This window comes from Lentzea sp. NPDC006480 (assembly GCF_040611995.1).
Taxonomy (GTDB): Bacteria; Actinomycetota; Actinomycetes; order Mycobacteriales; family Pseudonocardiaceae; genus Lentzea.
This window is the reverse complement of record NZ_JBEXPJ010000003.1, coordinates 1-24,885: the sequence shown is the minus strand read 5'-3', so window position 1 is coordinate 24,885 and position 24,885 is coordinate 1. Positions and strand designations below refer to the sequence as shown.

Below are 24,885 nucleotides of genomic sequence, written 5' to 3'. Positions count from 1 at the left end.
CGTCCGATAGCGTGACGCCCCAGATCATCAGTCTGTAACCACACACGGCCCAGCCAAGGGGGTTGGAAACCGGATGAACGCTCCGCAGCCGCCAGGAAACCAGTACGGCGGTCAGCCGCAGCAGGAGCCCAACGCGGACGCCACGCAGATCGTCCCGGGAGGTGGCTCGCCCTCCGCGGCGAACCCGAACCCGGACGCGACGCAGGTCGTCTCGCCTGGTCAGGTTCCCGCAGCACCGCAGCAGAACGCGGACGCCACCCAGGTCGTCAGCCCCGGGCAGGTGCCGTCGGCAGCTCCCGGTTCGGGTGGCTTCCCGGCGCAGGGACCCGGCTCCGGCGGGTTCCCCGCCCAGCAGCCGCCCGCGTACGGCGCACCGCAGCAGCAGCCCTACGGGGCTCCGCAGCAGCAGCCGTACGGCGCTCCGCAGTCGAACCCGTACGGCCAGCCGCAGCAGCCGGCCTACGGTCAGCCGCAGCAGCCGTACGGTGCACCGCAGTCGAACCCGTACGGCCAGCCGCAGCAGCCTTACGGCCAGCCCGGCTACGGCATGCCCGCGATGGCGCCGCCGCCTCCCACGGGCTACGCCGAGTGGGGCTCGCGCTTCGTCGGCTACCTGATCGACATCGCGGCTCCGACCGTCGTGACGATCATCCTGTACTACATCATCTTGGGGATCGCGGTCAGCGCTGACGCTCCCGGCCTGCTCTTCCTCGGTGTCATCGTGTGGCTCGCGAACCTCGGCTTCATCATCTGGAACACGGTGATCAAGCAGGGCCAGACGGGCCAGTCGATCGGCAAGAAGGTCGCGAAGATCAAGCTGGTCTCCGAGGAGACCATGCAGCCGCTCGGCGGCGGTACGACGTTCGTGCGCCAGCTGTGCCACATCGTCGACGGCCTGCCGTGCTACGCGGGCTTCTTCGCCCCGTTGTGGGAGCCCAAGAAGCAGACCTGGGCCGACAAGATCATGAAGTCCATCGTGATCAACGCCCCGGAGACCGCTTCGCCCTACGGCGGTGGCGGTTACCCGCAGCAGCCCGGTACCGGTGGCTACCCGCAGCAGCCGGGCACCGGTGGTTACCCGCAGCAGCAGCCGGGTGGCTACGGCCAGCCGCCGCAGCAGGGTTACGGCGGTCAGCAGCAGGGCTGGTAGGCCCTCAAGCAGTCCAGAAGAGCCCCCGGCCTCCATGGCCGGGGGCTCTTTTCACTGGTTGGACTAATGCCGTCGACCGCCAGACGGGTGAGTACCCTTGGGTGATGAGCACCCCTTACGGCTTCGCGACCAGGGCGATCCACGCCGGCCAGGACCCGGACCCGACGACGGGTGCGGTGAACGTGCCCATCTACGCGACGTCGACCTACGCGCAGGACGGCGTGGGCGGTCTGCGGGAGGGCTTCGAGTACTCGCGCACCGGCAACCCGACCCGCCGCGCGCTGGAAACCGCCCTCGCGTCGCTGGAACGGGGCCGCTACGGCCGCGCGTTCTCCTCCGGCATGGGTGCGACCGACGCGGCGCTGCGCACGTTCCTCAAGCCCGGCGACCACATCGTCATCCCGAACGACGCGTACGGCGGCACGTTCCGGCTGATCGACAAGGTCTTCTCGCAGTGGGGCGTCACCCACTCGCCGGCCCCGGTCTCGGACGTCGACGCGATTCGCGCGGCAGTGCGTCCTGAGACGAAGCTGGTGTGGATCGAGACGCCGACGAACCCGCTGCTGAACATCGGCGACATCGCCGCCATCGCCGAGGTGGCGCACGCCGCGGGCGCCAAGTTCGTCGTGGACAACACGTTCGCCTCGCCGGCGCTGCAGACGCCGCTGGAGCTGGGTGCGGACGTCGTGCTGCACTCGACCACCAAGTACGTCGGTGGGCACTCCGATGTCGTCGGCGGTGCGCTGATCACTTCTGATGAGGAGATCGACGCGGCGTTCGGGTTCCTGCAGAACGGTGCCGGCGCGGTGCCCGGGCCGTTCGACGCCTACCTGACGTTGCGCGGCCTCAAGACTCTTGAGCTGCGGATGGAGAAGCACTCGGACAACGCCGAGCTGGTGGCCGACGCTCTGCTGCGGCACCCGAAGGTGAAGAAGGTGCTGTACCCCGGCCTGGAGTCGCACCCGAACCACGCGGTGGCGGCCAAGCAGATGCGCCGGTTCGGCGGCATGGTGTCGTTCCTCGTCGACGGCGGCGAAGAGGCGGCTCTGGAGGTGTGCGCGCGGACCAAGCTGTTCACGCTCGCCGAGTCGCTGGGTGGCGTCGAGTCGTTGATCGAGCACCCCGGCAAGATGACGCACGCCTCGACGGCCGGTTCGATGCTGGAAGTCCCGTCGGACCTGGTCCGCGTCTCGGTGGGCATCGAGTCCGGCGACGACCTGGTGGCCGACCTGCTCGAAGCCCTGGGCTGAGATGCACGCGGGGGCCCCACGTTTCCCTGAAGGAAATGTGGGGCCCCCGCGTGACTTTTTCTACGGCTTCTTGGAGCCGCCGAACCTGTCCACGTTCTCGGCGTTGTCAGCCGTCGGCGCCGACGGGAGGTCGGCGCCGTTGACACAACCGCCGACGAACTCGATCGACTCGCCCGTGCGGACGAAGCGGCCGGCCTCGTCGCAGCCGGCGTGCGCCACGGTCAGGAACGCCGCTCCGGTCAGTGCCGCAGCCGTGGTCACGGCTCCGACCAGCGGAATCACCGCGGCCACGCGTCGTACGAGTGCCATGCCACCTCCCCACGATGTGTATCCCCCGTAAAGCACCATACCGGGGGAACGCCATCAGAGGTTGCCGCGTCGCTCCTGTTCGCGCTCGATCGCCTCGAAAAGGGCCTTGAAGTTGCCCTTGCCGAAGCCCAGCGAGCCGTGGCGCTCGATCAGCTCGTAGAAGACGGTGGGGCGGTCGCCGATCGGCTTGGTGAAGATCTGCAGCAGGTAGCCGTCCTCGTCGCGGTCGACCAGGATGCGGTGTTCCTTCAGGACCTCGATCGGGACGCGGACCTCGCCGATGCGGGCGCGCAGCTCCGGGTCGTCGTAGTAGGAGTCCGGAGTTTCGAGGAACTCGACACCGGCGTCGCGCATGGCGGTGACCGTGCGGATGATGTCGTTGGTCGCCAGCGCGATGTGCTGCACGCCCGCGCCCTCGTAGAACTCGAGGTACTCGTCGATCTGCGACTTCTTCTTGGCGACGGCCGGCTCGTTCAGCGGGAACTTGACCCGGTGGTTGCCGTTGGAGACGACCTTGGACATCAGCGCGGAGTAGTCGGTGGCGATGTCGTCGCCGATGAACTCCGCCATGTTCACGAAGCCCATGACGCGGTTGTACCACTCGACCCAGTAGTCCATCTTGCCGAGCTCGACGTTGCCGACGCAGTGGTCGACGGCCTGGAAGAGGCGCTTCGGCGCACCTTCCGGACGCTTCACGGTAGAGGTGCGGGCGACGTAGCCCGGCAGGTACGGGCCGGAGTAGCGGGAGCGGTCCACCAGCGTGTGGCGGGTCTCGCCGTAGGTCGCGATGGCCGCGAGGCGGACGGTGCCGTGCTCGTCGGAGACGTCGTGCGGCTCCTCCAGCACGGTCGCGCCCTGCTCACGGGCGTGCTTGATGCACTGGTCGACGTCGCCGACCTCCAGGGCCAGGTCGATCACGCCGTCGCCGTGGCGGCGGTGGTGGTCGAGGAGCTCGGAGCCGGGCAGGACGCCGCCGTGGATCACGAAGCGGGCCGAGCCCGACTTCAGCACGAACGACTTGTGCGAGCGCTGGCCGGTCTCGGGGCCCGCGTAGGCCACGAGCTCCATGCCGAACGCCACCTGGTAGAGCCACGCGGTCTGGGTGGCGTTGCCCGCGACGAACACCACGGCGTCCATGGCGCGCACGGGGAAGGGGTCCTTGGTCGCGTCGTAGTCGACCAAGCCCACGAGCTGCCGGAGCTGGTCGTAGCTCACGTCGTCAAGCTGCTGCGTCATGCTTCACAGCATGAAACGGCTTAGCAGGGTGAGCAACAGTCCGCGATTTTGCTGGACATTTTGTATAGTGATCTGTGGCCAATGACCAGCAGAGTGAGCACTCTGACCAGCCCGTGGACGAACTGGACGCGAGGCTGTTGTTGCTGCTCACGGACGAGCCCCGCCTCGGCGTCCTCGAATGCTCCCGCCGGCTCGGTGTCGCTCGTGGAACCGTGCAGGCGCGATTGGACCGGTTGGTCGAACGCGGCGTGCTCACCGGGTTCCCTCCGGCACTCGATCTGGGCGCGATGGGGTACGGGCTGACGGCGTTCGCGGTGGTGGAAATCGCGCAGGGACGACGCGCCGAGGTGTGCGAAGGGCTGGCCGCGATCCCCGAGGTGTGCGAGGTGCACGCGACGACCGGGCAGGGCGACCTCTTCATGCGCATCGTCGCGAGGTCGAACGCGGACCTGCAGCGAGTGGTCGATCACGTCGTGGACGTACCGCACGTGCGCCGCCTGTCGACGTCCATCGCGCTCTCCACACCCGTGCCCCCACGCGTGCGGCCTCTCCTGGAACGCGTGAAGGGCCGGCCACCGAGGTGACCGGCCCTTCGCACGTTTTGTGGCGTGACTACGCCTGGTAGGGCACCGCGGAGATCAGGGTGACCTTCTGCTGCTTGCCGTTCGGCAGCTCGTAGGAGACGGTCTCGCCGTCCTTCGCGCCGTTGAGAGCCTTGCCGAGCGGCGAAAGCGGGGAGTAGACCTCCATCTCGCCGTGCGCGCCCTCTTCGCGGGTCGCGAGCAGGAAGGTCTCGGCCTCGTCGTCGCCCTCGTAGCGGATCGTCAGCACCGTGCCCGGCGCCGCGACACCCTTGGTGGTGGGGGCCTCGCCGACCTTCGCGGCCTGGAGCAGCTCGTGCAGCTGGCGGATGCGCGCCTCCTGCTTGCCCTGCTCCTCGCGCGCCGCGTGGTAGCCACCGTTCTCGCGGAGGTCGCCCTCCTCGCGGCGGGCGTTGATCTCTGCAGCCATGACCGGGCGGTACGCGATGAGTTCGTCCAGCTCAGCCTTGAGCCGGTCGTAGGCCTCCTGGGTCAGCCAGGTCACCTGGGTGTCGCTCACGGTCACCAACTCCTCGTCTTGCTCCGGTGCACACGTGTCACCAGATAGTTCCCGGGCCGGGGGCCCGGAACGGAAAAACACGGCCCGCGCCGGGGCCGTGCTTGAGCGGTAATAGTAACACGGAGACAACGTTCAGCGACGGCGATTTGTTCCCCATCTCGCCGTTTAAACCGCAGATCACCCGCTTGGCCGCTAGCTCGTGGACAAGTAGGGGGGAACCTGGTAGGAGCACCCGAACACCTCGCCGGTGACCGGCGGCTTCGAGGTGCGGACAACTGTTGTCTCGACGACGACGGAATTCCCTGGCGGAACCAGAACTTCGCGCCTGCCCGCTTCGTCCCCGTCCTTGGATCGGGCCCGAATGATGCAGACGGCTGCTCGCTCCGGTTGATCTCGGGAAACCTCGAAACTGACCTTCACGCTGTCGTCGCCGAGGAGGATGAACGTCGTCTGCTTCGCCTCGATCGGCTTTGTACCGAGATTTCGGTAACCGACGAAGGCGACCACGGCACCTACGGCCACGGCTACAGCGAGTAACAGCCAGCGCGCCCACTTGTTGAGCGGCTTGCGCGTGCTGTTGCCGTACCGCCCCTCGGGGAGCGCGCGTTGCGACACTTTCCCGCGCCTCCTGACCCGCTGGGGAACAATGTGGCCTGACGTTCAGTTGTTGAGTGTCGCAGGACCGTTCACACAGGAGGACCACGGGGGTCATGGCCGACAAGCTGCGCCTTATGGCAGTGCACGCACATCCCGACGACGAGTCGAGCAAGGGCGCGGCCACGATGGCCCGCTACATCGCCGAAGGGCACGACGTGATGGTCGTGACCTGTACCGACGGTGGCGCGGGCAGTGTGTTGAATCCGGCGATGGACCGGCCGGACGTGCTCGACAACATCATCGAGATCCGCCGCGAGGAGATGGCCCGCGCGGCCAAGATCCTCGGCATCCAGCACCGCTGGCTGGGCTTCAAGGACTCGGGCCTGCCGGAGGGCGACCCGAAACCGCCGCTGCCCGAGGGCTGCTTCGCCCTGGTGCCGCTGGAGGAGTCCGTCCCGTCGCTGGTGGAGGCGATTCGCGACTTCCGCCCGCACGTCCTCGTCACCTACGACGAGAACGGCGGCTACCCGCACCCGGACCACATCCGCACGCACGAGATCTCGATGGCCGCGCTGGACGCCGCCGCGGATCCCTCGTTCGACCCGTCGCTCGGCTCGGCGTGGGAGGTCCAGAAGGTCTACTACGGCCACGGCTTCTCGCGCGCCAAGCTCTCGGCGTTCCACGAGGCCATGGAGGCTCGTGGTCTCGAGTCGCCCTACACCGAGTGGCTCGCGAACTGGGACGCCAACCGTCCCGACGTGATGGACCGGGTGACCACGCAGGTCGAGTGCGCCGACTACTTCGACGTGCGCGACGAGGCGTTGAAGGCCCACGCCACCCAGATCGACCCGACGAGCCGCTGGTTCGCGATCCCGCAGGACCTGCAGCGCGAGGTGTGGCCGACCGAGGAGTACGAGCTCGTGCGCTCCGCCGTCGACTCGACGCTGCCGGAGAACGACCTGTTCGCCGGAGTTAAGGTCTAGGGGTGAACCCCTGGTACGACACCGTCGCGATCGTGGCTGTGCAGCCGTCGAACTCGAACGAGAACGACAAGGGCGGTCAGGGGGAGGACTTCGGCAAGTCCTCCCCGGTCGGCCTCGTGCTGCTGATCGTGTTCTTCATCGCGGTCTTCTTCCTCGTCAAGTCGATGAACAAGCACCTCAAGCGGGTGCCCGCGTCGTTCGACGAGCCGGCTTCCGACGAGAAGCCGGTCGTGGAAGAGAAGAAGGACTAACCCAGCCTCGTCGCGACCACGAACTCGTGCACCGCCTCGAACGCGGGCGGCTGCTCGGGCAGGTCGGTCGTCGTTCGCGCCACCTGCAGTTCTTCCTGCCAGTGCGCGAGGTCCGCCTCCAGCCGTTCGGGCGCCGGCCGTTGCTGAACCCCCGCCAGCGCCCGGTGCTCGCCGAGGATCTTGGCCTCGATCAGCGCGGTCAGGTAGTCCGGGCCGTCGAGCTCGTCCAGCAACGTCGGCAGGTGCGCGACGACCTCGCCGGTGCGCAGCAGGTGCACGCCGGTCAGCAGCGCGCGGAACGTGTAGAGCAGCGGCTTGATCTCGCCGGTCCGCTCGAACAGCCGCCACTGCGTCACGGCGAACCCGCGGTAGTGGTGCCCGTGCCGTGAGGTCAGGCATCCCGCGGCGAGCGCGGCCAGCTTCCGGTGGCCTTCGGTGGTGTGCACCACGAGAGGTGAGAGCAGTTGCTCCAGCACGTAGCCGTTGGGGCGGGTGAGCAGGCGGCAGAACTTCTCCACGTCGTGCGTGACCAGGTCGATCTCGACGCCGTCGCGCACCCACATGCGCTCCTTGGTCTCCGGGCCGTGCTTCAGCCCGACGACCTCGGCGAGCGGCAGGATGTGCACGCCGCGCAGGTCAACGTCCGAGTCGCGCGACGGGAAGCCGTACAGGTGCGCGCCGGACACGGTCGCGAAGAGCAGGTCGTGCGACTGCTCCGCCACGACCGCGCTCAGGTCCGGAACCTCGTAGCTCACAACGCCCTCCTGCGCACCGAGACCAGCCAATCGTCCACCCGCGCCCGGTCCGGGTCTTCCGGCAGCGGTCCTTCAGCGTTCGCCAGCTCGTCGCCGAGCCGATGTGCCCACCCCACCGCGTCGTCCCAGGGCATCTCTTCGTTTCGGATCTTGAGGAGCGCGCGGTCAGCCGTGATGTCGAGCTCGCCCGTGCGCACGAGGTGCAGACCTAGCAGCCGCAGCCGCACGACGTGCATGAGCTGCTTCGGTTTGAGGTTGCGGCCCGCGCGCGACAGCTGCATCTCCGTCGCGCGCGTGTACGCCCGCACCGCGTACCGGGACAGGAACGCGGGCAGCAGCGCCCGCAGTTCCTCTCCCAGCGGCGTGCAGATCTCGACCAGCGGGCTCACCAGCGTTTCGAGCACGGTCGGGTTCGACTTCAGCGCCAGCTTGCAGAAGTGCTCGACCTCCCAGCTGAGCCGTTCAGGTTCCGGGCCCTCGACGCTCGTCGGGGGCTTGTCCAGGCGCCAGAACTCCTCGGTGGGTGCGACGAACACACCTCGTCTGTCCACATCGGACTCCTCGGTCGCCAGCCCGTAGGCGTGCGATCCGATGATCGCTTCGAGAATCACAGTCGTGGGTCCACCGGTTCCGATTCCAGGGCCAGCACACCGAAAACGCATTCGTGCACGCGCCACAACGGCTCGCCGCGCGCGACGCGTTCCAGCGCCTCGATGCCCAGGGCGTACTCGCGCAACGCCAGCCCGCGCTTGCGGCCGAGACTCCGCTTGCGCAGCCGCAGCAGGTTCTGCGGCTCGGTGTAGTCCGGGCCGTAGATGATCCGCAGGTACTCCCGCCCGCGCACCTTCACACCCGGCTGCGCGCGGCCGGTCAGGTTCTGCAGCGGCTTCACGACCATGCCCTCGCCGCCCTCTGCGGTCAGTTCCTCCCACCACTTCACGCCGGCCGCGGGATCCGCCGTGCCGACGACGAGGTGCCGGGTCTGCTGGAACAACGGTCCTTCGAGCTTGCCGAGCGTTTCCAGGTGCCACAGGTGCGAGCGGTCGTGGAACGTCCGCCCCTCGGCCGCCAGCAGCTGGAACGGCGCGATCCGCACGCCGTCCAGTCCCTCGGTCGGCCAGCAGTACCGCTCGTACGCCTTCCGGTAGGCCTCGGCGTTGGCAGCCCGGTTCGCGGTGCGCACCAACAGTTCCGAGACGTCGACACCACGAGCTGCGGCCATCTCGAGCGCGTTCTGAGCCACTGGAAGCGCGCCGACGGCTGCCGCGCCGACTGCCGCGTACTGCTCGCGGATCAGGCCGGAAGCCTTGGCGTTCCACGGCATCAGCTCGGCGTCGAGCAGCAGCCAGTCGGTGCTGAGCTCGTCGAACAACGGCTTCGCGCCGTCCCGCACGCGGTCCAGCAACTCGTCGCCCAGCGCGCCGTCGAAGAACGCCCGTCCGGTGCGCGTGTAGATCGCGCCACCTTCCTTGCGCACCAACAGCACCGCACGCGACCCCATGTGCTTCTCCTCGCAGATCACCTGTGAGACACCGGCAGCCGCGTACTCCGCGAACGCCTCGTCGGGGTGCTCCAGCACGTCGTCGCGCGCCGAGGTGGCCGTGGGCGCCATCGTCGGCGGCAGGTACAGCAGGTCGTGCGGGTCGATCGCGAACCGGCTCATCACCTCCAGCGCTGACGCCGACTGCTCGGCGCGGATCGTCACGGCACCCATCACCGAGGTCTCGATCCGGCGAAGTCCGGTGACGTCGGTCAACGCCAGCACGTCCGGCGCGCGTTCCACGACCGGCGGCGGGAACGGCCATTCGTTCTCGTACCAGGTCTGGTGCGCCTTGACGGAGACGAGCTCCTTCTCCGGGTAGCGCAACGCGGTCAGCCTGCCGCCGAACACCACACCGGTTTCGAGGCACATCGTGTTGTTGATCCACTCCGCCTCGGGCACCAGCACGTGCCCGTACAGCACCATCGCCGAGCCGCGGTAGTCGTTCGCCCAAGGCAGGCGCACCGGTAGTCCGTACTCGTCGGTCTCACCGGTCGTGTCGCCGTACAGAGCGAAACTGCGGACCTTCGCCGACGCGCGACCGTGGTAGCGCTCGGGCAGGCCGGCGTGCGCGACGACGAGGTTTCCGCCGTCCAGCACGTAGTGGGCGACAAGGCCGTCGCAGAACTTCTCCGCGGCGCGCCGGAACTCGGGGGTCTCGTGCGCGAGCTGCTCCAGCGACTTCTCCAGCCCGTGCCGGACCGTCACCTTGTGCCCGCGCAACGCCCGCACGAGCTTCTCCTCGTGGTTTCCGCGCACGCTCAGGGCATGGCCGTTGCCGACCATGCCCATGGCGAGCCGCAGCACCCCGGGCGTGTCCGGGCCGCGGTCCACGAGGTCGCCGACGAACACCGCCTTGCGGTTGCCGGGCGGGATCGCGTCGACAGCGCGGCCTTCCTCGTCGCGCTGGATCTCGTAGCCCAGCTCGGCGAGCAGCACTTCCAACTCGGCACGGCAGCCGTGCACGTCACCGATCACGTCGAACGGGCCGGTCTCGTGCCTGAGGTCGTTGAGCAGCTTCTCGTAGACGATGACCGAACTGTCCACATCGGACTCCGAGCGCAGCACGTGCACACGCTTGAAGCCCTCTTTGCCGAGGAACTTCAACGACCGCTGCAACGCCGCGCGGTGCCGCTTGACGACGTGCGCGCCGAAGTCGCGGTCCGGGCGCTGGGCGTTGCGCCTGAGGCACACGTCCGTCGGGGTGTCGAGGACGATCGCGACCGGCAGCACGTTGGCCTTCTTCGCGACCTCGATCAGCTTGGCGCGGTCCGGCGCCTGCACGTTGGTCGCGTCGACGACGGTGATCTTGCCTGCCTCCAGCCGTTTCGCCGCGACGTAGTGCAGCACGTCGAACGCCGCAGCGGACGCCGACTGGTCGTTCTCGTCGTCGGACACGAGTCCGCGGAAGTAGTCGCTCGACAGCACCTGCGTGGGGAGGAAGTGCTTGCGCGCGAACGTGGACTTGCCGGAACCGGAGGCGCCGATCAGCACCACCAGGCACAGGTCTGGAATCTTCAGGTCCATCAGTTCTCGTCCCCCGAGCTGAACACCGCCATCTGGGTCGGCGCGCCGCGTTCGGCGTCCTCCGGCCCGATCCCCACGTACCTCACGCGGTAGCCACGCCGCCCCGCGACGCCCTCCGCCCACTGCGCGAACTCCGCCCGAGTCCACTCGAAACGGTGGTCGTTGTGGCGCAGCTGGCCCGCTGGCAACGTCTCGAACAGCGCGTTGTACTCGACGTTCGGCGTCGTCACCAGCACCGTCGCCGGCCGCGCGACCGCGAACACCGAGTGCTCCAGCGCGGGCAGGCGGGACGGGTCGACGTGCTCGACGACCTCCATCAGCACCGCCGCGTCGTAGCCGGCCAGCTCGGTGTCGGCGTAGGTCAAAGCCGACTGCCGCAACGTGATCCGCTCGCGCGTGCGGTCGGGCATGCGGTCGAGCCGCAGCTTGCGCGCGGCCTCCTGCAACGCCTTCGCGGACACGTCGACGCCGTGGATCTCGGTGAACTCCGGCACGGTGATGAGCTCGCGCAGCAGCGCGCCACCACCGCAGCCGAGGTCGAGCACGCGCTTGGCCCTGGCCTCCTTCAGCGCCTTGATCACGGCTTCCTTGCGCTGTGCGGCAAGGGAGATCTTGGGTTCGGTGAGCGCGTTGTCCAGCTCCTCAGGCTCCACCTCGTCGACCTCGGCGAGGCGTTCCAGCGCGGACAGCACCAACGGGCGCTTGCGGGCCAGGTACCTGGTGGTGATCAGCTCCTTGTCCGGGTGCGTCGCGAGCCAGCCGTCACCGGCCTTGAGCAGCTTGTCGACCTCGTCGGCGGCGACCCAGTAGTGCTTGCCGCCGTCGAGCACGGGCAGCAGCACGTAGAGGTGTTTGAGGGCGTCGCTGAGCTTGTTCGTGCCGGTCAGCGTCACGTCGCCGTAGCGGGAGTCGCCGTGCTCGTTGATCCGGACTTCCCAGCCCAATGGCGTGAACAGCCGTTCCGCGAGCTTGTGCGGCAGCGCGGGGATGCGGACGACCAGCGGAATCGGGGTCTGCGCGAGTTCCGGGTAGCTCTCGCTGCGACCGTTCATCGCGGTGCGGAACACGCTGCCGAGCGCGACCGTGAGCAACGAGCCCGCCGCGTACGGCCGGTCGTTGACGTATTGGGTGAGCGTGCTGCCGGGACCTCGCACCAGCGCGATGGGGTCGACTTCGAGGAGCAGCGCGACCGTGCACTCCTCGTTCGTCGCCTTCGGGTAGAAGACGTGCGCGACGCCCGAGCTCGTCGTGAAGGACTGCGCCCGGTCCGGGTGTTTGTGCAGCAGGTGACCGAGATCGGTCGCCGGCTGGTGGGTGGTGGTCATGGTGAGCAGCACGAGGTCGAGTCTGATCGAGAGTCGGTCTCTGCGCTGCTGATTTAGTGTGGATCGCATGAGCAATCGGCTCGCGGACGCGACCAGCCCTTACCTGCTGCAGCACGCTGACAACCCGGTCGACTGGTGGCCGTGGAGCCCGGAGGCGTTCGAGGAGGCGCGCCGGCGCGACGTCCCGGTGTTGCTGTCCGTCGGGTACGCGGCTTGTCACTGGTGTCACGTGATGGCGCACGAGTCTTTCGAGGACGCTTCGGCGGCAGCGCTGGTGAATGAGAACTTCGTGCCGGTGAAGGTCGATCGCGAGGAACGTCCGGATGTGGACGCCGTGTACATGGAGGTCACGCAGGCCATGACCGGGCACGGCGGGTGGCCGATGACGGTGTTCCTGACGCCGGACGCCCGTCCGTTCCACGCCGGGACGTACTACCCGCCTTCACCTCGTCCTGGCATGCCTTCGTTCACGCAGCTCGTCGAGGCCGTGTCGTCGGCGTGGACGTTGCGGCGTGCCGAGATCCTGGATTCTGCTTCCGTTGTGGTGGAGGAGATTTCGCGCAACTCGGCGCCGTTGCCTCCGTCTGCTGTGGACGCTGACGCGTTGGACGGTGCGGTGGTGTCGTTGCTGGGCGAGTTCGATCGCCGCAACGGCGGGTTCGGTGGTGCGCCCAAGTTTCCGCCGTCGATGGTGTGCGAGTTCCTGCTGCGCCATTACGAACGCACTGGTTCGGTCGAGGCGATCTCGATGGCGACGTCGACGGCGGACGCGATGGCCAACGGAGGCCTGTACGACCAGCTCGGCGGTGGGTTCGCGCGGTACAGCGTCGATGCGTCGTGGGTGGTGCCGCATTTCGAGAAGATGTTGTACGACAACGCTTTGCTGCTCCGGTTCTACACGCATCTGGCGCGGGTCACCGAGTCCGAACGGTATGCGCGGGTGGCTCGGGACACGGCTGCGTTCCTGCTCCGGGAGCTGCGGACGGCCGAGGGCGGGTTCGCGGCTTCGCTGGACGCCGACACCGATGGCGTCGAGGGTCTGACCTACGTGTGGTCTTTCGAGGAACTGGGTTCTGCTGCCGCGGCGTTCGGGGTTTCGGAGGAGCCGAACTTCGAGGACGGCAAGTCGACGCTGCGGTTCGTGTCGGAGCCGGGGGAGGACGTGCGGGCGTCGTTGCTCGCAGTGCGTGCCGCGCGGCCGCAGCCTGGGCGGGACGACAAGGTGGTCGCCGCGTGGAACGGCATGGCCATCGCGGCTCTGGCCGAGGCGGGGGCGTTCTTCGGTGAGCCGTCCTGGATCGAGGCGGCTGCGGAGGCGGCGTCGTTGCTGGCCTCGGTGCACCTGGTCGAGGGCCGGTTGCTGCGGACGTCGCGTGACGGTGCGGCCGGGCCGTCGTTCGGGGTGCTGGAGGACTACGGCTGCCTTGCTGATGGGTTGCTGGCGTTGCACCAGGTGACCGGCTCGATCCGGTGGCTCGACCTGGCGTGCGGCCTGTTGGACACCGCACTCTCGCGGTTCGCCGTACCGGGTTCTCCTGGTGCCTACTACGACACCGCTGATGATGCTGAGGTGTTGGTTCGCCGCCCGGCCGACTCGACCGACAACGCGTCGCCTTCCGGTGCGTCGTCGCTGGCCTCGGCCTTGCTGACGGCTTCTCTGCTGGCCGGCGCCGACCGATCGGCTGGGTATTACACGGCTGCTTCGGAGGCCGTGACGCGCGCTGGTCTGCTGGCTGCGCGGGCACCTCGGTTCGCCGGGCACTGGCTGACTGTCGCTGAGACGTTGGTGGCCGGCCCGTTGCAGGTGGCTGTCGTTGGTGTGGACGACACGCGCCGTGCGTCGTTGTGGGCGGCGGCGGTCGCTCATGTGCCCGGTGGCGGCGTCGTCGTGGCCGGTGAGCCGGGCAGCGCCCCGTTGCTGGAGGACCGTCCGCTGGTCGACGAGGCTCCCGCTGCCTACGTGTGCCGTGGCTACGTGTGCGACAGGCCTGTGGTTTCGGCAGACGCGCTGGTCACTTCGCTGTCGGCGAACACCCGCTAGCTGATTGCAGGCGTAACGTCAGTAATGACGTAATCATGTAATCAGGGGTGGTTGAAATGGGACGTGGATGGCGAGGAAGAGGCGGCTGGCAGCAGGCTGACCTGCCGTCGGCCGACGACGCGGCGGCCTGGTTCGCGGGCCGGCTGCCCGACGGCTGGTTCACCGGCGCGCCCGAGGTGATCGTCGACCGCGAGGAGATCACGGTCATCGGCACGCTTTCGCCGTTGGAAGGCGAGTTCGACGACGCCTCGCGCTCCGCGGCCGAGTCGGGCCGCATCGCCAGGTGGCGCGAGGAGACGCGCGACGAGCGCATCGAGATCGCCCGCCAGGCCGAGCACCGCTACGGCCGCAAGGTGGCCTGGGGCGCCGTGCTGGGCGACACGCGCGAGCTGTTCACGCACCTGGCCGTGCCGGTGATGACGCGCCTGCGCCAGCCGGAACGCCAGGTGCTCGACACGCTGGTCGCCGCCGGTGTCGCCCGCTCCCGCGCGGACGCCCTGGCGTGGGCCGTGCGGCTCGTGGGCGAGCACGCGGACTCGTGGCTCGGCGAGCTGCGCGATGCGATGTCGAAGGTGGACGATCTCCGTTCGCAGGGACCGGATCTGTCGTAACCTGCGCGGCGTGGAGCTGACTGACATCGCCGCGTCCGTTGTCGCGCTGGAGCCCGGAGCGTTCGAGAGGTTCGTGGCAGAGGTCCAGGGTCGCCCGTCCGACGAAGTGTCGGCGGCGGCCCTGGTTCTTTCGTCCTCCGACGACATCGAGGTGAACCGGCTGCTCGGCAACCTCCTCTACTACGTCGGCGCCACACCGGCTCTGGAACCGTTGGTGCTGCGCGTGCTCGACGCGTTGGGCCGCGGCGACTTCGACGAGTGGGAAAGCACTCTGGTGCTGCCGATGCAGGACGAGGACGTCCGCCACGGCCTGCCACATCGCTCACGGCTGATGGAGCTCGTCCCCTCGGACTCGTGGCTGCACGGTCTGCTGCAGGTGGTGGACCTGGAGACGCTGGTGGTGCTGCACCCGTTGAGCGGCAACGGTTTCGAGGTGACGATCGGCGGCCTCGGCGACAACTTCCAGCTCCACACGCTGCTCGCCTACCGCCTGATTCCCGCGTTCCTGCCGGGCGAGCCGCCTCTTCAGGCCTGGGTGGAGGCCGCGTCTGTCGGGGAGGAGCTGGAGCCCGCGGGCGGGATTCAGGGCCAGTTCGAGCTTTCCGACGCGTTCGGCGAGACGATCTGGAACGAGGGCCGCCCGGCGGACATCCCTTTGCTGGACGGCGTTCGCGTGGTCGTGCTGGGCGAGCCGGCCTACGCGCGGTCGTGGAACGCGGGCCGCCTCTACCCGCTGATGACGCCGATGGTCGACGTGAATCGGGAGCTGTCCGCCGACGAGACCGCTTCCTGGCTCGCCAAGGTGAAGTCGTGAGTTTTGCTCGTGAGGCTCGGCGGGTGCGGGACGAGTCGCTTCCCCTGTCCACCCGCGTGCTCGCCCTCCGCTGCTGTCTGCGGCACTACCGCCCGATCGGCTTCGACGCGTCCTTCAGCTTCCTGAAGTCGTTGGCGGGCAACGTTCGCGAGGACCCAGCGGCCCTGCTCCTGGCACTGGACCTGCTGACGACCAGCCATGCCGCCTGGCAAGCCGATCTCCGCGCGTACGGCGTACTCCGCCTGTGTACCAAGCAACTCGGACTCCGCGTGCCGCATCCCTTGGCGCCCAACCCGAACCGGCCCTCGCACTGGTACGGCGCTCCGCGCGAGGCCGCCTCTCATGCCGTCTGGTTCTGGTACTCGAAGGGCGCGTCCGCGGACATCGATGTGCATGCTCTCGCTGCGGCGCTGGTGCAGCGCGGCCGGTTCACCTCGGTGCAGCGGTCGATGTTCGAGTTGGTGCGTGCCGACCGAGTCGCACGGTTCGCCGCGGTGGACGGCACCCGTGACTTCCAGACGTACTGCGAGCTGCGGGACTCGCTGTACGTCCTGCGGCAGATGGCGGTCGTCGTCGGTAACGCCTGATCGCCGCGGTCGTGCTCGAATCCGGTCTTCGCGGGAAGTTCGCCTCACCGACCCCGTCAACCGCGCGACCTGGCGTGGTCGTTGCCGTCAAGGTGCACGGCGGTTGTGGTTTCGTATGAGTTCTGGATCGTCCTGCCTCGCCGGAAACCCGCGAAGACCTGCTCTCGGAAGTCAAGCCCTTACGGCGCAACGACTTCCGCCGCAGCGTCAGACCCACTCGCTATTGTTGATTTTGGGGGAACCCGGCCCGCGTCGTGTGTGTGGTGGGCGCTCTTACGCAGGCCGATGGCGCACCCGAGTGCGACCGTGGCAGCACCGAGAGCGGACACGAGAGTGAGCTCCTGAGCGCCCAACAACACGGACGTCACCAGGCCGGACACCGGCATCAGCCCGATGAGCACCCCCGCGCGGTCAGACCCGAGGCGGTTCACGGCGAAGTACCAGAGCCCGAACGCGAGCGCTGTCACCACCACCGCGAGCAGCGCCAAGGCGAAACTCTGCCGCGCGTCCGGCACCCGCCAGCCGCCGAAGAACGTGCCGAGCACCGCCCCGATCCCCGAGGCCAGCAGGCAGGTCCAGGTGGCCACGCCGAGCACTCCGAGGCGGCGAACCACACCCACGGCGAACAGGGTGAAGCACACCTCGCCGGCCATCGTCAGCAACGCCAGTGCGAGGCCTGGTCCGTGCCACGAGCCGCCGCCGGACAACAGCACGATGCCCGCTGCCACCACCACCGCGCCGACAACGGCGGACGTGGTGCGTTGGCGGGAGAGCAGGGCCAAGGCGATCGGGGCGCCACCCATCACGGCGGCGACGAAGCCCGGTTCGGCGTACTGCTGGGCGGCGAGCAGGACGGCGTTGAAGCCGAGCATGCCCGTGGCGACGACGCCCAGCAACGGCGGGATGTCGCGCCACGACGGCATGGGCAGACGGCGGGCCACGAGCAGCAGCACAGCGGCACCCAGCAGATAGCGCATGGCCTGGCCGGTCAGGACCGGGTAGCCCTCCAGCATTCCCGTCACCGGGACCGACGCGCCGACGATCGTTGCCGCTGTCGCTCCCGCGGCCACCCCGAGTTTCATGACCAAGAGCCTCGCGCCGAACTGGTCCAGGTTTAAGCTCCACTTCGATGACTACGAACTGGACCACTTTTCGCGAGCTGCTGTTGCCGGGGCACCAGCGGCGGCGTGGGGTGGAGGTCGAGCTGCGCAGGGCCATCCGGGACGGGCGGCTCACGCCGGGGACGCGGCTGCCGTCGAGCCGGGACCTCGCGGCGCAGCTCGGGGTCGCGCGCGGCACTGTCACGTCGGCCTACACGCAGCTGGTGGCGGAAGGGTTCCTCACCACCAAGAAGGGTTCGGGGACCACGGTCGCGAGCCTCGGGCCCGCCGAGGTGTGCGGAGTGCCGGAGCCGCCGCAGCGGTGGCGGTTCAACCTGCGGCCCGGCTTGCCGGCGCTGGGTGCCTTCCCGCGTGCCGAATGGGTCGCCGCGCATCGGGCGGCGCTCGCGGAGTTGCCGGATGACGACCTCGCCTACCCGGACCCGGCTGGTTTTGTGGGACTGCGCAAGGAGATCGTCGACTACCTGGCGCGGGTGCGGGCGGTCGTCGCGCGGGATGCGGTGATCACCAACGGCGCGGCGGACGGGTTGCAGCTCACGGCGCGCCTCCTCACGGGCAGCATCGCGATCGAGGAGCCCAGCCACTTCGGCGGCGAGGACATGTTGCGGTCTCACGGGCTAAAGACCGTGCCGATTCCGGTGGACGACAAGGGGATCCGGGTCGACCTTCTGTCCAAAACGGACTGTCAGGCGGTGCTGGTCACCGCGGCGCACCAGTTTCCGCTGGGCGTGGTGCTGCATCCCGAACGGCGGCGGGCGCTGGTGGAGTGGGCGCGCGAACGGGACGGGCTGATCATCGAGGACGACTACGACGCCGAGCACCGGTACGACCGGCCCGCGCTCGGGGCGTTGCAGGCGCTGGCGCCGGAGCACGTCGTGTACCAGGGGACGACGAGCAAGGTGCTGGCGCCGGCGCTGCGGCTCGGGTGGCTGGTGGTGCCGGAGCGGTTGCGCGAGGGCATCGTGAACCGCAAGAAGTACAACGACATGGGCACCGCGACGATCCCGCAGGCGGCGTTTGCGCACCTGTTGCGGACAGGTGGCTACGACCGCCATCTGCGCCGTACGCGCGCGCTCTACCGGAAGCGTCGGGACGCGCTGTTGGACGCAGTGGCGGAGTACCTGCCTGCGTGGCAGCCCATCGGCGTTGCGGCCGGGTTGCACGTCGTGTTGCGCATGCCGGACGGGACGGACGACCTCGCGCTGAAGGGCAGGCTTGAGGAACGTGGGGTGCACGTGTGGGCGTTGGCGCAGTACACGCGCACGCCGATGTGGCCCGGGCTGGTGCTGGGCTACGCGGCGCTCACGCCGGACCGCCTGCGCGAGGCGGTCCGGGAGATCGCAGCGGCCTAGCCGGTTGATTCGGCTGGCCGCGCCGCGCCGGTTCCAGGCTGGTTGGGTGTGGTCAGCGGCGATTTGATCAAGAGTTGGCGGTACTTGCAGACGCCGACAGAGCCAACGCCTGGGAGGCAACTGTCAGAGGATGTGCTCGCGCATGGCGTTGGTGTCGACGTCCGCCGCGCCCAGGATGTGTTCGCGGGCCTCGCCGATGGCCGGTCCGGTCAGCGCCGCGACGGCAGCGAACAGCAGGGCAGCAGCGATGATCTTGAAAGCACGCATGGCGTGGTAAACCCCCAGGCAGAACGGTTGTCGCGGCCAGCCTAGCCGCCGACTCCAGAAAATGTCAGTGCTCGGGTGCACCATGAGTACGTGCTTCTTTCCGAAGTAGTCGACACGTCGGCCGCCGTCGCGGCGACCAGGTCGCGCCTGGCCAAGGTCAAGGCGCTGTCCGCGTTGCTGCGCGGGGCGTCGGCCGATGTCGTGCTCGCGGTGGTGTCGTTCCTCATAGGCACGCCGCGTCAGGGCCGCATCGGCGCGGGCTGGCGCACGGTCTTCGACCTGTCGGTGCCGCCGGTCGAGCAGGCCGGGCTCACGGTGGCCGAGGTCGACGCCGCGCTCGCCGAGGTGGCCGCGACGTCCGGCAAGGGCTCGGCGCAGCGCCGGGTCGACCTGCTGGTGGAGCTGTTCGGCCGTTCAACTGAAGCTGAGCAGGACTTCTTACGCCGCCTGTTGACGGGCGAGCTGCGTCAAGGCGCGCTGGAGGGCGTGATGCTGGACGCGATCGCCTCGGCCGCGGACGTGCCGGGCGAGACGGTGCGGCGCGCGTTCATGCTGTCCGGCCGACTACCGGAGACCGCGGTGGCCGCGCTCACCGGTGGCGCGTCGGAGCTGGAGGCGTTCCGGCTGGAGGTCGGCCGTCCGCTGCGCCCCATGCTGGCCTCGCCCGCGGAGTCGCTCGACGAGGCGCTGGCCGAGCTCGGCAGCTGCGTGGTGGAGCACAAGCTCGACGGTGCGCGCATTCAGGTGCACCGCTCGGGCGATGAGGTCCACATCTTCACGCGCACGTTGCGCGAGATCACCAAGACGGTGCCCGAGCTGGTCGAGCTGGTCCGCGGCCTGCCGTGCACGTCGGTGGTGCTCGACGGCGAGACGCTGGCGCTGACCGACGAGGGGAGACCCCGCCCGTTCCAGGAGACGATGAGCCGGTTCGGCGCGCAGGACGAGCGCGAGCTGCTCCTGCACCCGTACTTCTTCGACTGCCTGCACCTCGACGGCAAGGACCTGCTCGACGAGCCGCTGCGCGACCGCCTGGTGGCCCTGCGGCAGGTCGCGGGCGAGCACGTCATCCCGGGTGAGCTGGACCCGTCGCCCGAGGAGGCGGCCTCGGTGGTCGCGGCATCGCTCGGCGCCGGCCACGAGGGCGTGATGGTGAAGTCGCTGGCTTCCCCGTACGCGGCAGGCCGGCGTGGCCGCGCCTGGCAGAAGGTGAAGCCGGTCCACACGCTCGACCTGGTCGTGCTCGGCGTCGAGTGGGGCAGCGGCCGCCGGCGTGGCTGGCTGTCGAACCTGCACCTGGGCGCCCGCGACCCGGACGGCGGCCCGCCGGTGATGGTCGGCAAGACGTTCAAGGGCCTCACCGACGAGCTGCTCACCTGGCAGACCAAGGCCCTGCAGGAGATCGCGACCGAGCAGAACGACTGGGTGGTCATGGTCCGCCCGGAGCTCGTGATCGAGATCGAGCTGGACGGCGTGCAGGTCTCGCCGCGCTATCCCGGTGGCGTCGCGCTGCGGTTCGCCCGCGTCGTGCGCTACCGCCCGGACAAGGACCCGTCAGAGGCCACGACGATCGAGGAGGTGCGGGCACTTCTGCCCACCGCACAACCGAAGCCCGAGGCCTGACGTCAGCTGGAAGCCTGCCCAACGTGGTCGAGCCCTGACCAGAGGTCTCTGACGCCAGGATCGTCTTCGAGAGCCAGATGTTCGTCGTCGCCCAAGGGCTACGGCACCGCGGCACGCGTGATCCTGCCGATCGACCTCGACACCGGGCACACGGTGGCGGCCCGGAGACGATGGTCCGAACCGCACAACAGGGTGGCGACCCCTGTGTCGGGTACACGTTCACGGGCAGGTTGCTCAACGCCGTGCCTGAGCGACCGGCGAACTGGCGCGCGTGATCGAGGTGGAGGAACCCGACGCTGAAGCGCGTGCTGACCGAGAAATGGCCTCACCGCCAGGTCGTGGACGCGCGGAGAGGCTGAAATTCGCGTGCGGCTCACCGGTGATCACCAATAGCGTCGCACCAATGACTGACGCTGCCGCGCTGCTGCGCGCCTTCGACGACCAGGCTCGCTCCGCCGAGTGGACCTTCCCCGAACCCGATGCCACGGTCGAGCGGGACGGCCCATTGTTCCGGGTGTCGTGGCCGCGTCGGCGAGGTTTCGTCGCCGGAGCGCCCGACCTGGGCATCACCGGTGCCGAACTGGACGAGCTCGTCGCGCGGCAACGCGACTTCTTCGCCGCGCGCGACCAGAGCGTCGAGTGGAAGACGTGGAGCCACGACCTGCCGGCCGAGCTACCGGAACGGCTGAAGGCCGCTGGGTTCGCGCCGGAAGAGACGGAGACCGTGGTCATCGGTCTGGCCGAGGACATGGTCACCCCCGTTCACCTCGACGGGATCGTGCTGCGGGAGACCAGGGACCAGGACGACATCCACAGGATGGTCGCGTCGTCGACCGAGGCGTTCGGCAAGGACGTCGGCTTCCTCACCCCCTACCTGACCGAGAAGAAGGACGACCCGAACACCGTCATCGTGGTCGCCGAGGCGGACGGGCGCGTCGTGTCGTCCGCGCGGCTGGAGATCGTGGCGGGCACGGAGTTCGGCGGCCTCTGGGGTGGCAGCACCCTCGCGGAGTGGCGTGGCCGGGGCATCTATCGCGCGCTCATCGCGTACCGGGCCCAGGTGGCGCTCCGCCGCGGACTCAAGTACCTGCAGGTCGACGCCTCGGAGGACAGCCGGCCGATCCTGGAGCGGCTCGGGTTCGTGAAGGTCACCACGACCACGGGTTACGTCTGGCAGCCCAACTGAGACGCTGCGGGTATCGTGGAAGCACGTGCGGTTCATCGAAGGGCATCGACCCTCTTACGACCTGACCTACGACGACGTTTTCCTGATCCCCGGCCGCAGCGCCGTGGAGTCGCGGTTCGGCGTTGATCTGTCCACCTCGGACGGCACGGGAGCCACCATCCCGATCGTCGTCGCGAACATGACGGCGGTGGCCGGGCGGCGCATGGCGGAGACCATCGCGCGGCGTGGCGGGCTCGTCGTCATCCCGCAGGACGTGCCCACCGAGGCCGTCGCGGAGATCATCGCGTGGGTCAAGGAGCGGCATCCGGTCTGGGACACCCCGCTGACGCTCACCACCGGCGACGCGGTGGCGGACGCGTGGAACCTGCTGCACAAGCGGGCCCACGGCGCGGTTGTCGTGATCGACGACGGCGGCAGGCCCATCGGCGTCGTGGACGAGGCGGCGCTCACGGGTGTCGACCGGTTCGCGCGGCTCGGCGACGTCATGAACACCGACGTCCTGCAGCTCCCACTCGGCACCAAGCCGCAGGACGTGTTCGACCAGCTCCACCACAGCGCGCACAAGATCGCGCTCGGGGTGGACGAGGAGCAGCGGCTCAGCGGCGTGCTGACCGAGCTGACGGCGTTGCGGGCCGAGGTCTACAAGCCCGCCACGGACGAGGACGGCCAGCTGCGCATCGCGGCCGCGGTCGGGGTCAACGGCGACGTGCGGGCCAAGGCGGAAGCGCTGATCAAGGCCGGGGTGGACGTGCTGGTCGTGGACACGGCGCACGGTCACCAGGAGAAGATGATCGCGGCGTTGAAGGCCGTCAAGGAGGCGAATCCGAGCGTCCCGGTGGCTGCGGGCAACGTCGTCACGGCGGAAGGCGTGCGGGATCTGGTCGAGGCGGGCGCCGACATCATCAAGGTCGGCGTCGGACCGGGCGCGATGTGCACCACGCGGATGATGACCGGCGTCGGCAGGCCGCAGTTCTCCGCGGTCGCGGAGTGCGCGAAAGAGGCGCGCAAGCTCGGCAAGCACGTGTGGGCGGACGGCGGCGTGCGGCACCCGCGCGACGTGGCGCTGGCGCTCGCGGCGGGGGCCAGCAGCGTCATGGTCGGCAGCTGGTTCGCGGGGACGTACGAGTCGCCCGGTGACCTGCAGCGCGACGAGCGCGGAAACCTCTACAAAGAATCCTTCGGAATGGCGTCGAAGCGCGCCGTGACCGCCCGTACGCGGAGCGACAACGCGTTCGATCGGGCGAAGAAGGGCCTCTTCGAAGAAGGCATCTCGACTTCGAAAATGCGCTTGGACCCGGTGCGTCCGAGCGTGGAGGATCTGCTGGACGCGATAACGTCCGGTGTGCGCTCGGCCTGCACGTATGCCGGTGCGAACTCGCTGGAGGAATTCCACGACAAGGCGGTTCTCGGCATCCAGTCGGCGGCTGGATTCGCGGAGGGAAGGCCGCTCCCAGGGGGATGGTGAGATATGGACGAAGCGGTAGAAGTAAGAGATCTCCGCAAAGTCTATAAAACCGGACAAAAACCTGCGGTGGACGGATTGAGCTTCACCGTCCGCCGCGGTGAGGTCTTCGGCCTGCTCGGCCCTAACGGGGCCGGCAAGACGACCACGGTCGGCGTCCTGACCACGCGCGTCCGCCCCACCGCGGGGCAGGCGTTCGTGGAGGGCGTCGACGTGGTCGCCGACTCGAAGCGCGCACGGCAGCTGCTGGCTGTCGTGCCGCAGCGAAACAACCTCGACCGCTCGCTCAACGCGAAGCAGAACCTGCTGTTCCACGCGGCCTACCACGGCATCGGGCCGGCGGAACGCAAGAAGCTCGCCGACGACATCCTCGAGCGGATGGGCCTGAAGGACCACGAGAAGGCGCTCGTCGACACGTTGTCCGGCGGGCAGGCGCAACGGCTGATGATCGCCCGCGCGCTGATGCACCGTCCGAAGGTGCTGTTCCTCGACGAGCCGAGCACCGGCCTCGACCCGCAGGCCAGGCTCTTCGTCCACGAACGCGTCGCCGCACTGCACGCGGACGGTGTCACGGTCGTGCTGACCACGCACGACATGGACGAGGCGACCAAGCTGTGCGACCGCGTCGGCATCGTCGACCACGGCAAGCTGCTCACCCTCGACACGCCTGCCGAGCTGACGAAGAGCCTGCCCGGCAGCAACACGGTCAGCGTCACGGTGGGCCTGAACGGCCACGAGCCCGCGAAGATCACCCAAGCTCTGTCCGAAGTGGACGGAGCTCAGCGCGTCGAGGAGGTCGGCAGCATGTTCCGCGTCTACACCGACGTGGACACCTCGGTCACGCTGCCCGCGGTGCTGAACGTGTTGCGGGACCTCGACGTCCTCGTCAGCGACGTCGCGATCGGCAAGCCCAGCCTGGAAGACGTCTTCATCCACCTGACCGGCAGGGAGCTGCGGTGAGCCAACTCAGGACGTTCCAGGCGATCCTGTGGCGCGACGTCTTCGTCACGGGCCGCGAGCTGCCGAGCTTCCTCGCGCAGGTGATCATCCAGCCGTTCTTCACCCTCTTCATCTTCGCGAAGGTGCTCGGGGACGTGGGGTACGTCCAGGGGAACTTCGCCCACGTGCTCCTGCCCGGCATCATCGCGATGAACGGGTTCCTCGGCGCTCTGCAGAACACGACACTGCCGCTGGTGCTCGACTTCTCCTGGACGCGGGAGATCGAGGACAGGCTGCTCGCGCCGATCTCCATCCCGCTCGTGGCGGTCGAGAAGATCGTGTTCGGCGCGATCCGCGGGTTCTTCGCGGCGTTGCTGATGGTGCCGGTCGGGTTCATCATGCTGGACGTCTCGTGGCCGTGGGAGGGGATTCCCGGCGCGCTGCTGGTGATCGTTCTCGGTTGCCTCGCCGGAGGTTCGGTCGGCATGGTCATCGGCACGTCGGTTCCCGCGCGGCGCGTCAACATCATGTTCGCGGTCATCCTGACCCCGTTGCTGTTCACGGGTTCCGCGCAGTTCCCGTGGCCGTCGCTGAGTGACAACCTGCTGTGGTTCAAGGTGATCTGCGCGCTCAACCCGCTGACGTACGTGAGCGAGGGCATGCGGGCGGAGCTGGTGCCGGACGTGCCGCACATCCCGTTGCCGATCTCGCTGCTGGTGCTCGTGGTCGCGATCGCGGGCTTCGGCGGTCTTGGCTTGCGCGGCTTCATGAAACGCGCGCTCGACTAAAACCACGAACGGCGCTTTCCTGGACCTGCCCGGCGGTCCTTCCCGCGCGTTCACGCAGATCGCCGTGATCCTG

At 68.7% G+C, this 24,885-nt stretch carries 24 protein-coding genes and 1 pseudogene; 15 read left to right on the top strand and 10 right to left on the bottom strand.

The window, feature by feature from the left end; all coding sequences use genetic code 11:
* Positions 1-73 precede the first annotated feature (73 nt).
* Together ABZX92_RS02220 and ABZX92_RS02215 are read left to right on the top strand one after the other, a co-directional pair.
* Positions 74-1,150 carry an RDD family protein gene (locus ABZX92_RS02220; RefSeq protein WP_355552690.1) on the top strand — a complete coding sequence of 359 codons (1,077 nt, stop codon included), beginning with the start codon at positions 74-76 and terminating at the stop codon, positions 1,148-1,150.
* A 104-nt stretch (positions 1,151-1,254) separates the two neighbouring features.
* Positions 1,255-2,400, top strand: coding sequence for a cystathionine gamma-synthase (locus tag ABZX92_RS02215; protein WP_355552687.1), 1,146 nt, complete (start codon positions 1,255-1,257; stop codon positions 2,398-2,400).
* 60 nt (positions 2,401-2,460) lie between these two features.
* On the opposite strand, the gene ABZX92_RS02210 is transcribed toward ABZX92_RS02215, so the two are convergent.
* Both ABZX92_RS02210 and hppD read right to left on the bottom strand, forming a co-directional pair.
* Entirely contained in the window at positions 2,461-2,709 is a 249-nt protein-coding gene (locus ABZX92_RS02210; RefSeq protein ID WP_355552684.1) for a hypothetical protein, read from the bottom strand.
* 54 nt (positions 2,710-2,763) lie between these two features.
* Complete coding sequence (gene hppD / locus ABZX92_RS02205) at positions 2,764-3,945, bottom strand: 4-hydroxyphenylpyruvate dioxygenase (protein WP_355552681.1); 1,182 nt, start codon at positions 3,943-3,945, stop codon at positions 2,764-2,766.
* 113 nt (positions 3,946-4,058) lie between these two features.
* Between hppD and ABZX92_RS02200 the strand changes: the two genes are divergently transcribed.
* Positions 4,059-4,529 (top strand): Lrp/AsnC ligand binding domain-containing protein, encoded by a 471-nt coding sequence (locus tag ABZX92_RS02200; protein WP_355552679.1) that lies wholly within the window; start codon positions 4,059-4,061, stop codon positions 4,527-4,529.
* A gap of 28 nt (positions 4,530-4,557) precedes the next feature.
* Here ABZX92_RS02200 and greA read toward each other — a convergent pair whose 3' ends face one another.
* Together greA and ABZX92_RS02190 are read right to left on the bottom strand one after the other, a co-directional pair.
* Positions 4,558-5,052, bottom strand: a complete 495-nt coding sequence (gene greA, locus ABZX92_RS02195; protein WP_177320718.1) for a transcription elongation factor GreA — start codon at positions 5,050-5,052, stop codon at positions 4,558-4,560.
* 186 nt (positions 5,053-5,238) lie between these two features.
* Positions 5,239-5,661, bottom strand: a complete 423-nt coding sequence (locus ABZX92_RS02190; RefSeq protein ID WP_355552677.1) for a DUF4307 domain-containing protein — start codon at positions 5,659-5,661, stop codon at positions 5,239-5,241.
* A gap of 95 nt (positions 5,662-5,756) precedes the next feature.
* Between ABZX92_RS02190 and mca the strand changes: the two genes are divergently transcribed.
* Positions 5,757-6,626 (top strand): mycothiol conjugate amidase Mca, encoded by an 870-nt coding sequence (mca, locus tag ABZX92_RS02185; protein ID WP_355552675.1) that lies wholly within the window; start codon positions 5,757-5,759, stop codon positions 6,624-6,626.
* A 29-nt stretch (positions 6,627-6,655) separates the two neighbouring features.
* Positions 6,656-6,835: pseudogene (locus tag ABZX92_RS02180) on the top strand (hypothetical protein); the annotation flags it as partial.
* 38 nt (positions 6,836-6,873) lie between these two features.
* Here the strand turns inward: ABZX92_RS02180 and ABZX92_RS02175 are convergent.
* From ABZX92_RS02175 to ABZX92_RS02160, 4 genes are read right to left on the bottom strand one after another with little or no spacing between them, the layout of a single operon-like run.
* Positions 6,874-7,632, bottom strand: a complete 759-nt coding sequence (locus ABZX92_RS02175) for a nucleotidyltransferase domain-containing protein (protein ID WP_355552673.1) — start codon at positions 7,630-7,632, stop codon at positions 6,874-6,876.
* A complete protein-coding gene (locus ABZX92_RS02170) occupies positions 7,629-8,243 on the bottom strand; it encodes a nucleotidyltransferase domain-containing protein (protein ID WP_355552671.1) in 615 nt (204 codons plus the stop codon). The genes ABZX92_RS02175 and ABZX92_RS02170 overlap by 4 nt, the downstream gene beginning before the upstream one ends.
* Complete coding sequence (locus ABZX92_RS02165; RefSeq protein ID WP_355552669.1) at positions 8,240-10,699, bottom strand: polynucleotide kinase-phosphatase; 2,460 nt, start codon at positions 10,697-10,699, stop codon at positions 8,240-8,242. The genes ABZX92_RS02170 and ABZX92_RS02165 overlap by 4 nt, the downstream gene beginning before the upstream one ends.
* Positions 10,699-12,036: a 3' terminal RNA ribose 2'-O-methyltransferase Hen1 gene (locus ABZX92_RS02160; RefSeq protein WP_355552667.1), complete on the bottom strand. Its 1,338-nt coding sequence runs from the start codon at positions 12,034-12,036 to the stop codon at positions 10,699-10,701. The genes ABZX92_RS02165 and ABZX92_RS02160 overlap by 1 nt, the downstream gene beginning before the upstream one ends.
* 55 nt (positions 12,037-12,091) lie before the next feature.
* On the opposite strand from ABZX92_RS02160, the gene ABZX92_RS02155 reads away from it, so the two are divergent.
* Genes ABZX92_RS02155 through ABZX92_RS02140 form a run of 4 tightly spaced genes read left to right on the top strand, consistent with a single transcriptional unit; the run spans position 12,092 to position 16,077 of the window.
* Entirely contained in the window at positions 12,092-14,065 is a 1,974-nt protein-coding gene (locus ABZX92_RS02155) for a thioredoxin domain-containing protein (protein ID WP_355552664.1), read from the top strand.
* Between the two features lie 56 nt (positions 14,066-14,121).
* Entirely contained in the window at positions 14,122-14,676 is a 555-nt protein-coding gene (locus tag ABZX92_RS02150; protein WP_355552661.1) for a hypothetical protein, read from the top strand.
* A 10-nt stretch (positions 14,677-14,686) separates the two neighbouring features.
* A complete protein-coding gene (locus tag ABZX92_RS02145) occupies positions 14,687-15,490 on the top strand; it encodes a hypothetical protein (RefSeq protein ID WP_355552658.1) in 804 nt (267 codons plus the stop codon).
* Positions 15,487-16,077, top strand: coding sequence for a hypothetical protein (locus ABZX92_RS02140; RefSeq protein ID WP_355552656.1), 591 nt, complete (start codon positions 15,487-15,489; stop codon positions 16,075-16,077). Before ABZX92_RS02145 ends, ABZX92_RS02140 begins: the two co-directional genes overlap by 4 nt.
* Positions 16,078-16,256: 179 nt before the next feature.
* Here ABZX92_RS02140 and ABZX92_RS02135 read toward each other — a convergent pair whose 3' ends face one another.
* Positions 16,257-17,159, bottom strand: a complete 903-nt coding sequence (locus tag ABZX92_RS02135) for a DMT family transporter (protein ID WP_355552653.1) — start codon at positions 17,157-17,159, stop codon at positions 16,257-16,259.
* 47 nt (positions 17,160-17,206) lie between these two features.
* On the opposite strand from ABZX92_RS02135, the gene ABZX92_RS02130 reads away from it, so the two are divergent.
* A complete protein-coding gene (locus ABZX92_RS02130; RefSeq protein WP_355552650.1) occupies positions 17,207-18,550 on the top strand; it encodes a PLP-dependent aminotransferase family protein in 1,344 nt (447 codons plus the stop codon).
* A 123-nt stretch (positions 18,551-18,673) separates the two neighbouring features.
* On the opposite strand, the gene ABZX92_RS02125 is transcribed toward ABZX92_RS02130, so the two are convergent.
* Positions 18,674-18,817: a hypothetical protein gene (locus ABZX92_RS02125; RefSeq protein ID WP_355552647.1), complete on the bottom strand. Its 144-nt coding sequence runs from the start codon at positions 18,815-18,817 to the stop codon at positions 18,674-18,676.
* A 90-nt stretch (positions 18,818-18,907) separates the two neighbouring features.
* On the opposite strand from ABZX92_RS02125, the gene ABZX92_RS02120 reads away from it, so the two are divergent.
* The 5 genes from ABZX92_RS02120 (at position 18,908) to ABZX92_RS02100 (ending at position 24,812) form a co-directional block, all read left to right on the top strand.
* A complete protein-coding gene (locus ABZX92_RS02120; RefSeq protein WP_355552644.1) occupies positions 18,908-20,437 on the top strand; it encodes an ATP-dependent DNA ligase in 1,530 nt (509 codons plus the stop codon).
* A 403-nt stretch (positions 20,438-20,840) separates the two neighbouring features.
* Positions 20,841-21,623, top strand: coding sequence for a GNAT family N-acetyltransferase (locus ABZX92_RS02115; RefSeq protein WP_355552641.1), 783 nt, complete (start codon positions 20,841-20,843; stop codon positions 21,621-21,623).
* Between the two features lie 25 nt (positions 21,624-21,648).
* The gene (locus tag ABZX92_RS02110) at positions 21,649-23,088 is read left to right on the top strand and encodes a GuaB1 family IMP dehydrogenase-related protein (RefSeq protein WP_355552638.1); all 1,440 of its coding nucleotides are present in this window, start codon (positions 21,649-21,651) and stop codon (positions 23,086-23,088) included.
* A 3-nt stretch (positions 23,089-23,091) separates the two neighbouring features.
* Positions 23,092-24,045 (top strand): ABC transporter ATP-binding protein, encoded by a 954-nt coding sequence (locus ABZX92_RS02105; RefSeq protein ID WP_355552631.1) that lies wholly within the window; start codon positions 23,092-23,094, stop codon positions 24,043-24,045.
* Positions 24,042-24,812 carry an ABC transporter permease gene (locus tag ABZX92_RS02100; protein ID WP_355552628.1) on the top strand — a complete coding sequence of 257 codons (771 nt, stop codon included), beginning with the start codon at positions 24,042-24,044 and terminating at the stop codon, positions 24,810-24,812. The genes ABZX92_RS02105 and ABZX92_RS02100 overlap by 4 nt, the downstream gene beginning before the upstream one ends.
* Positions 24,813-24,885: the final 73 nt, after the last annotated feature.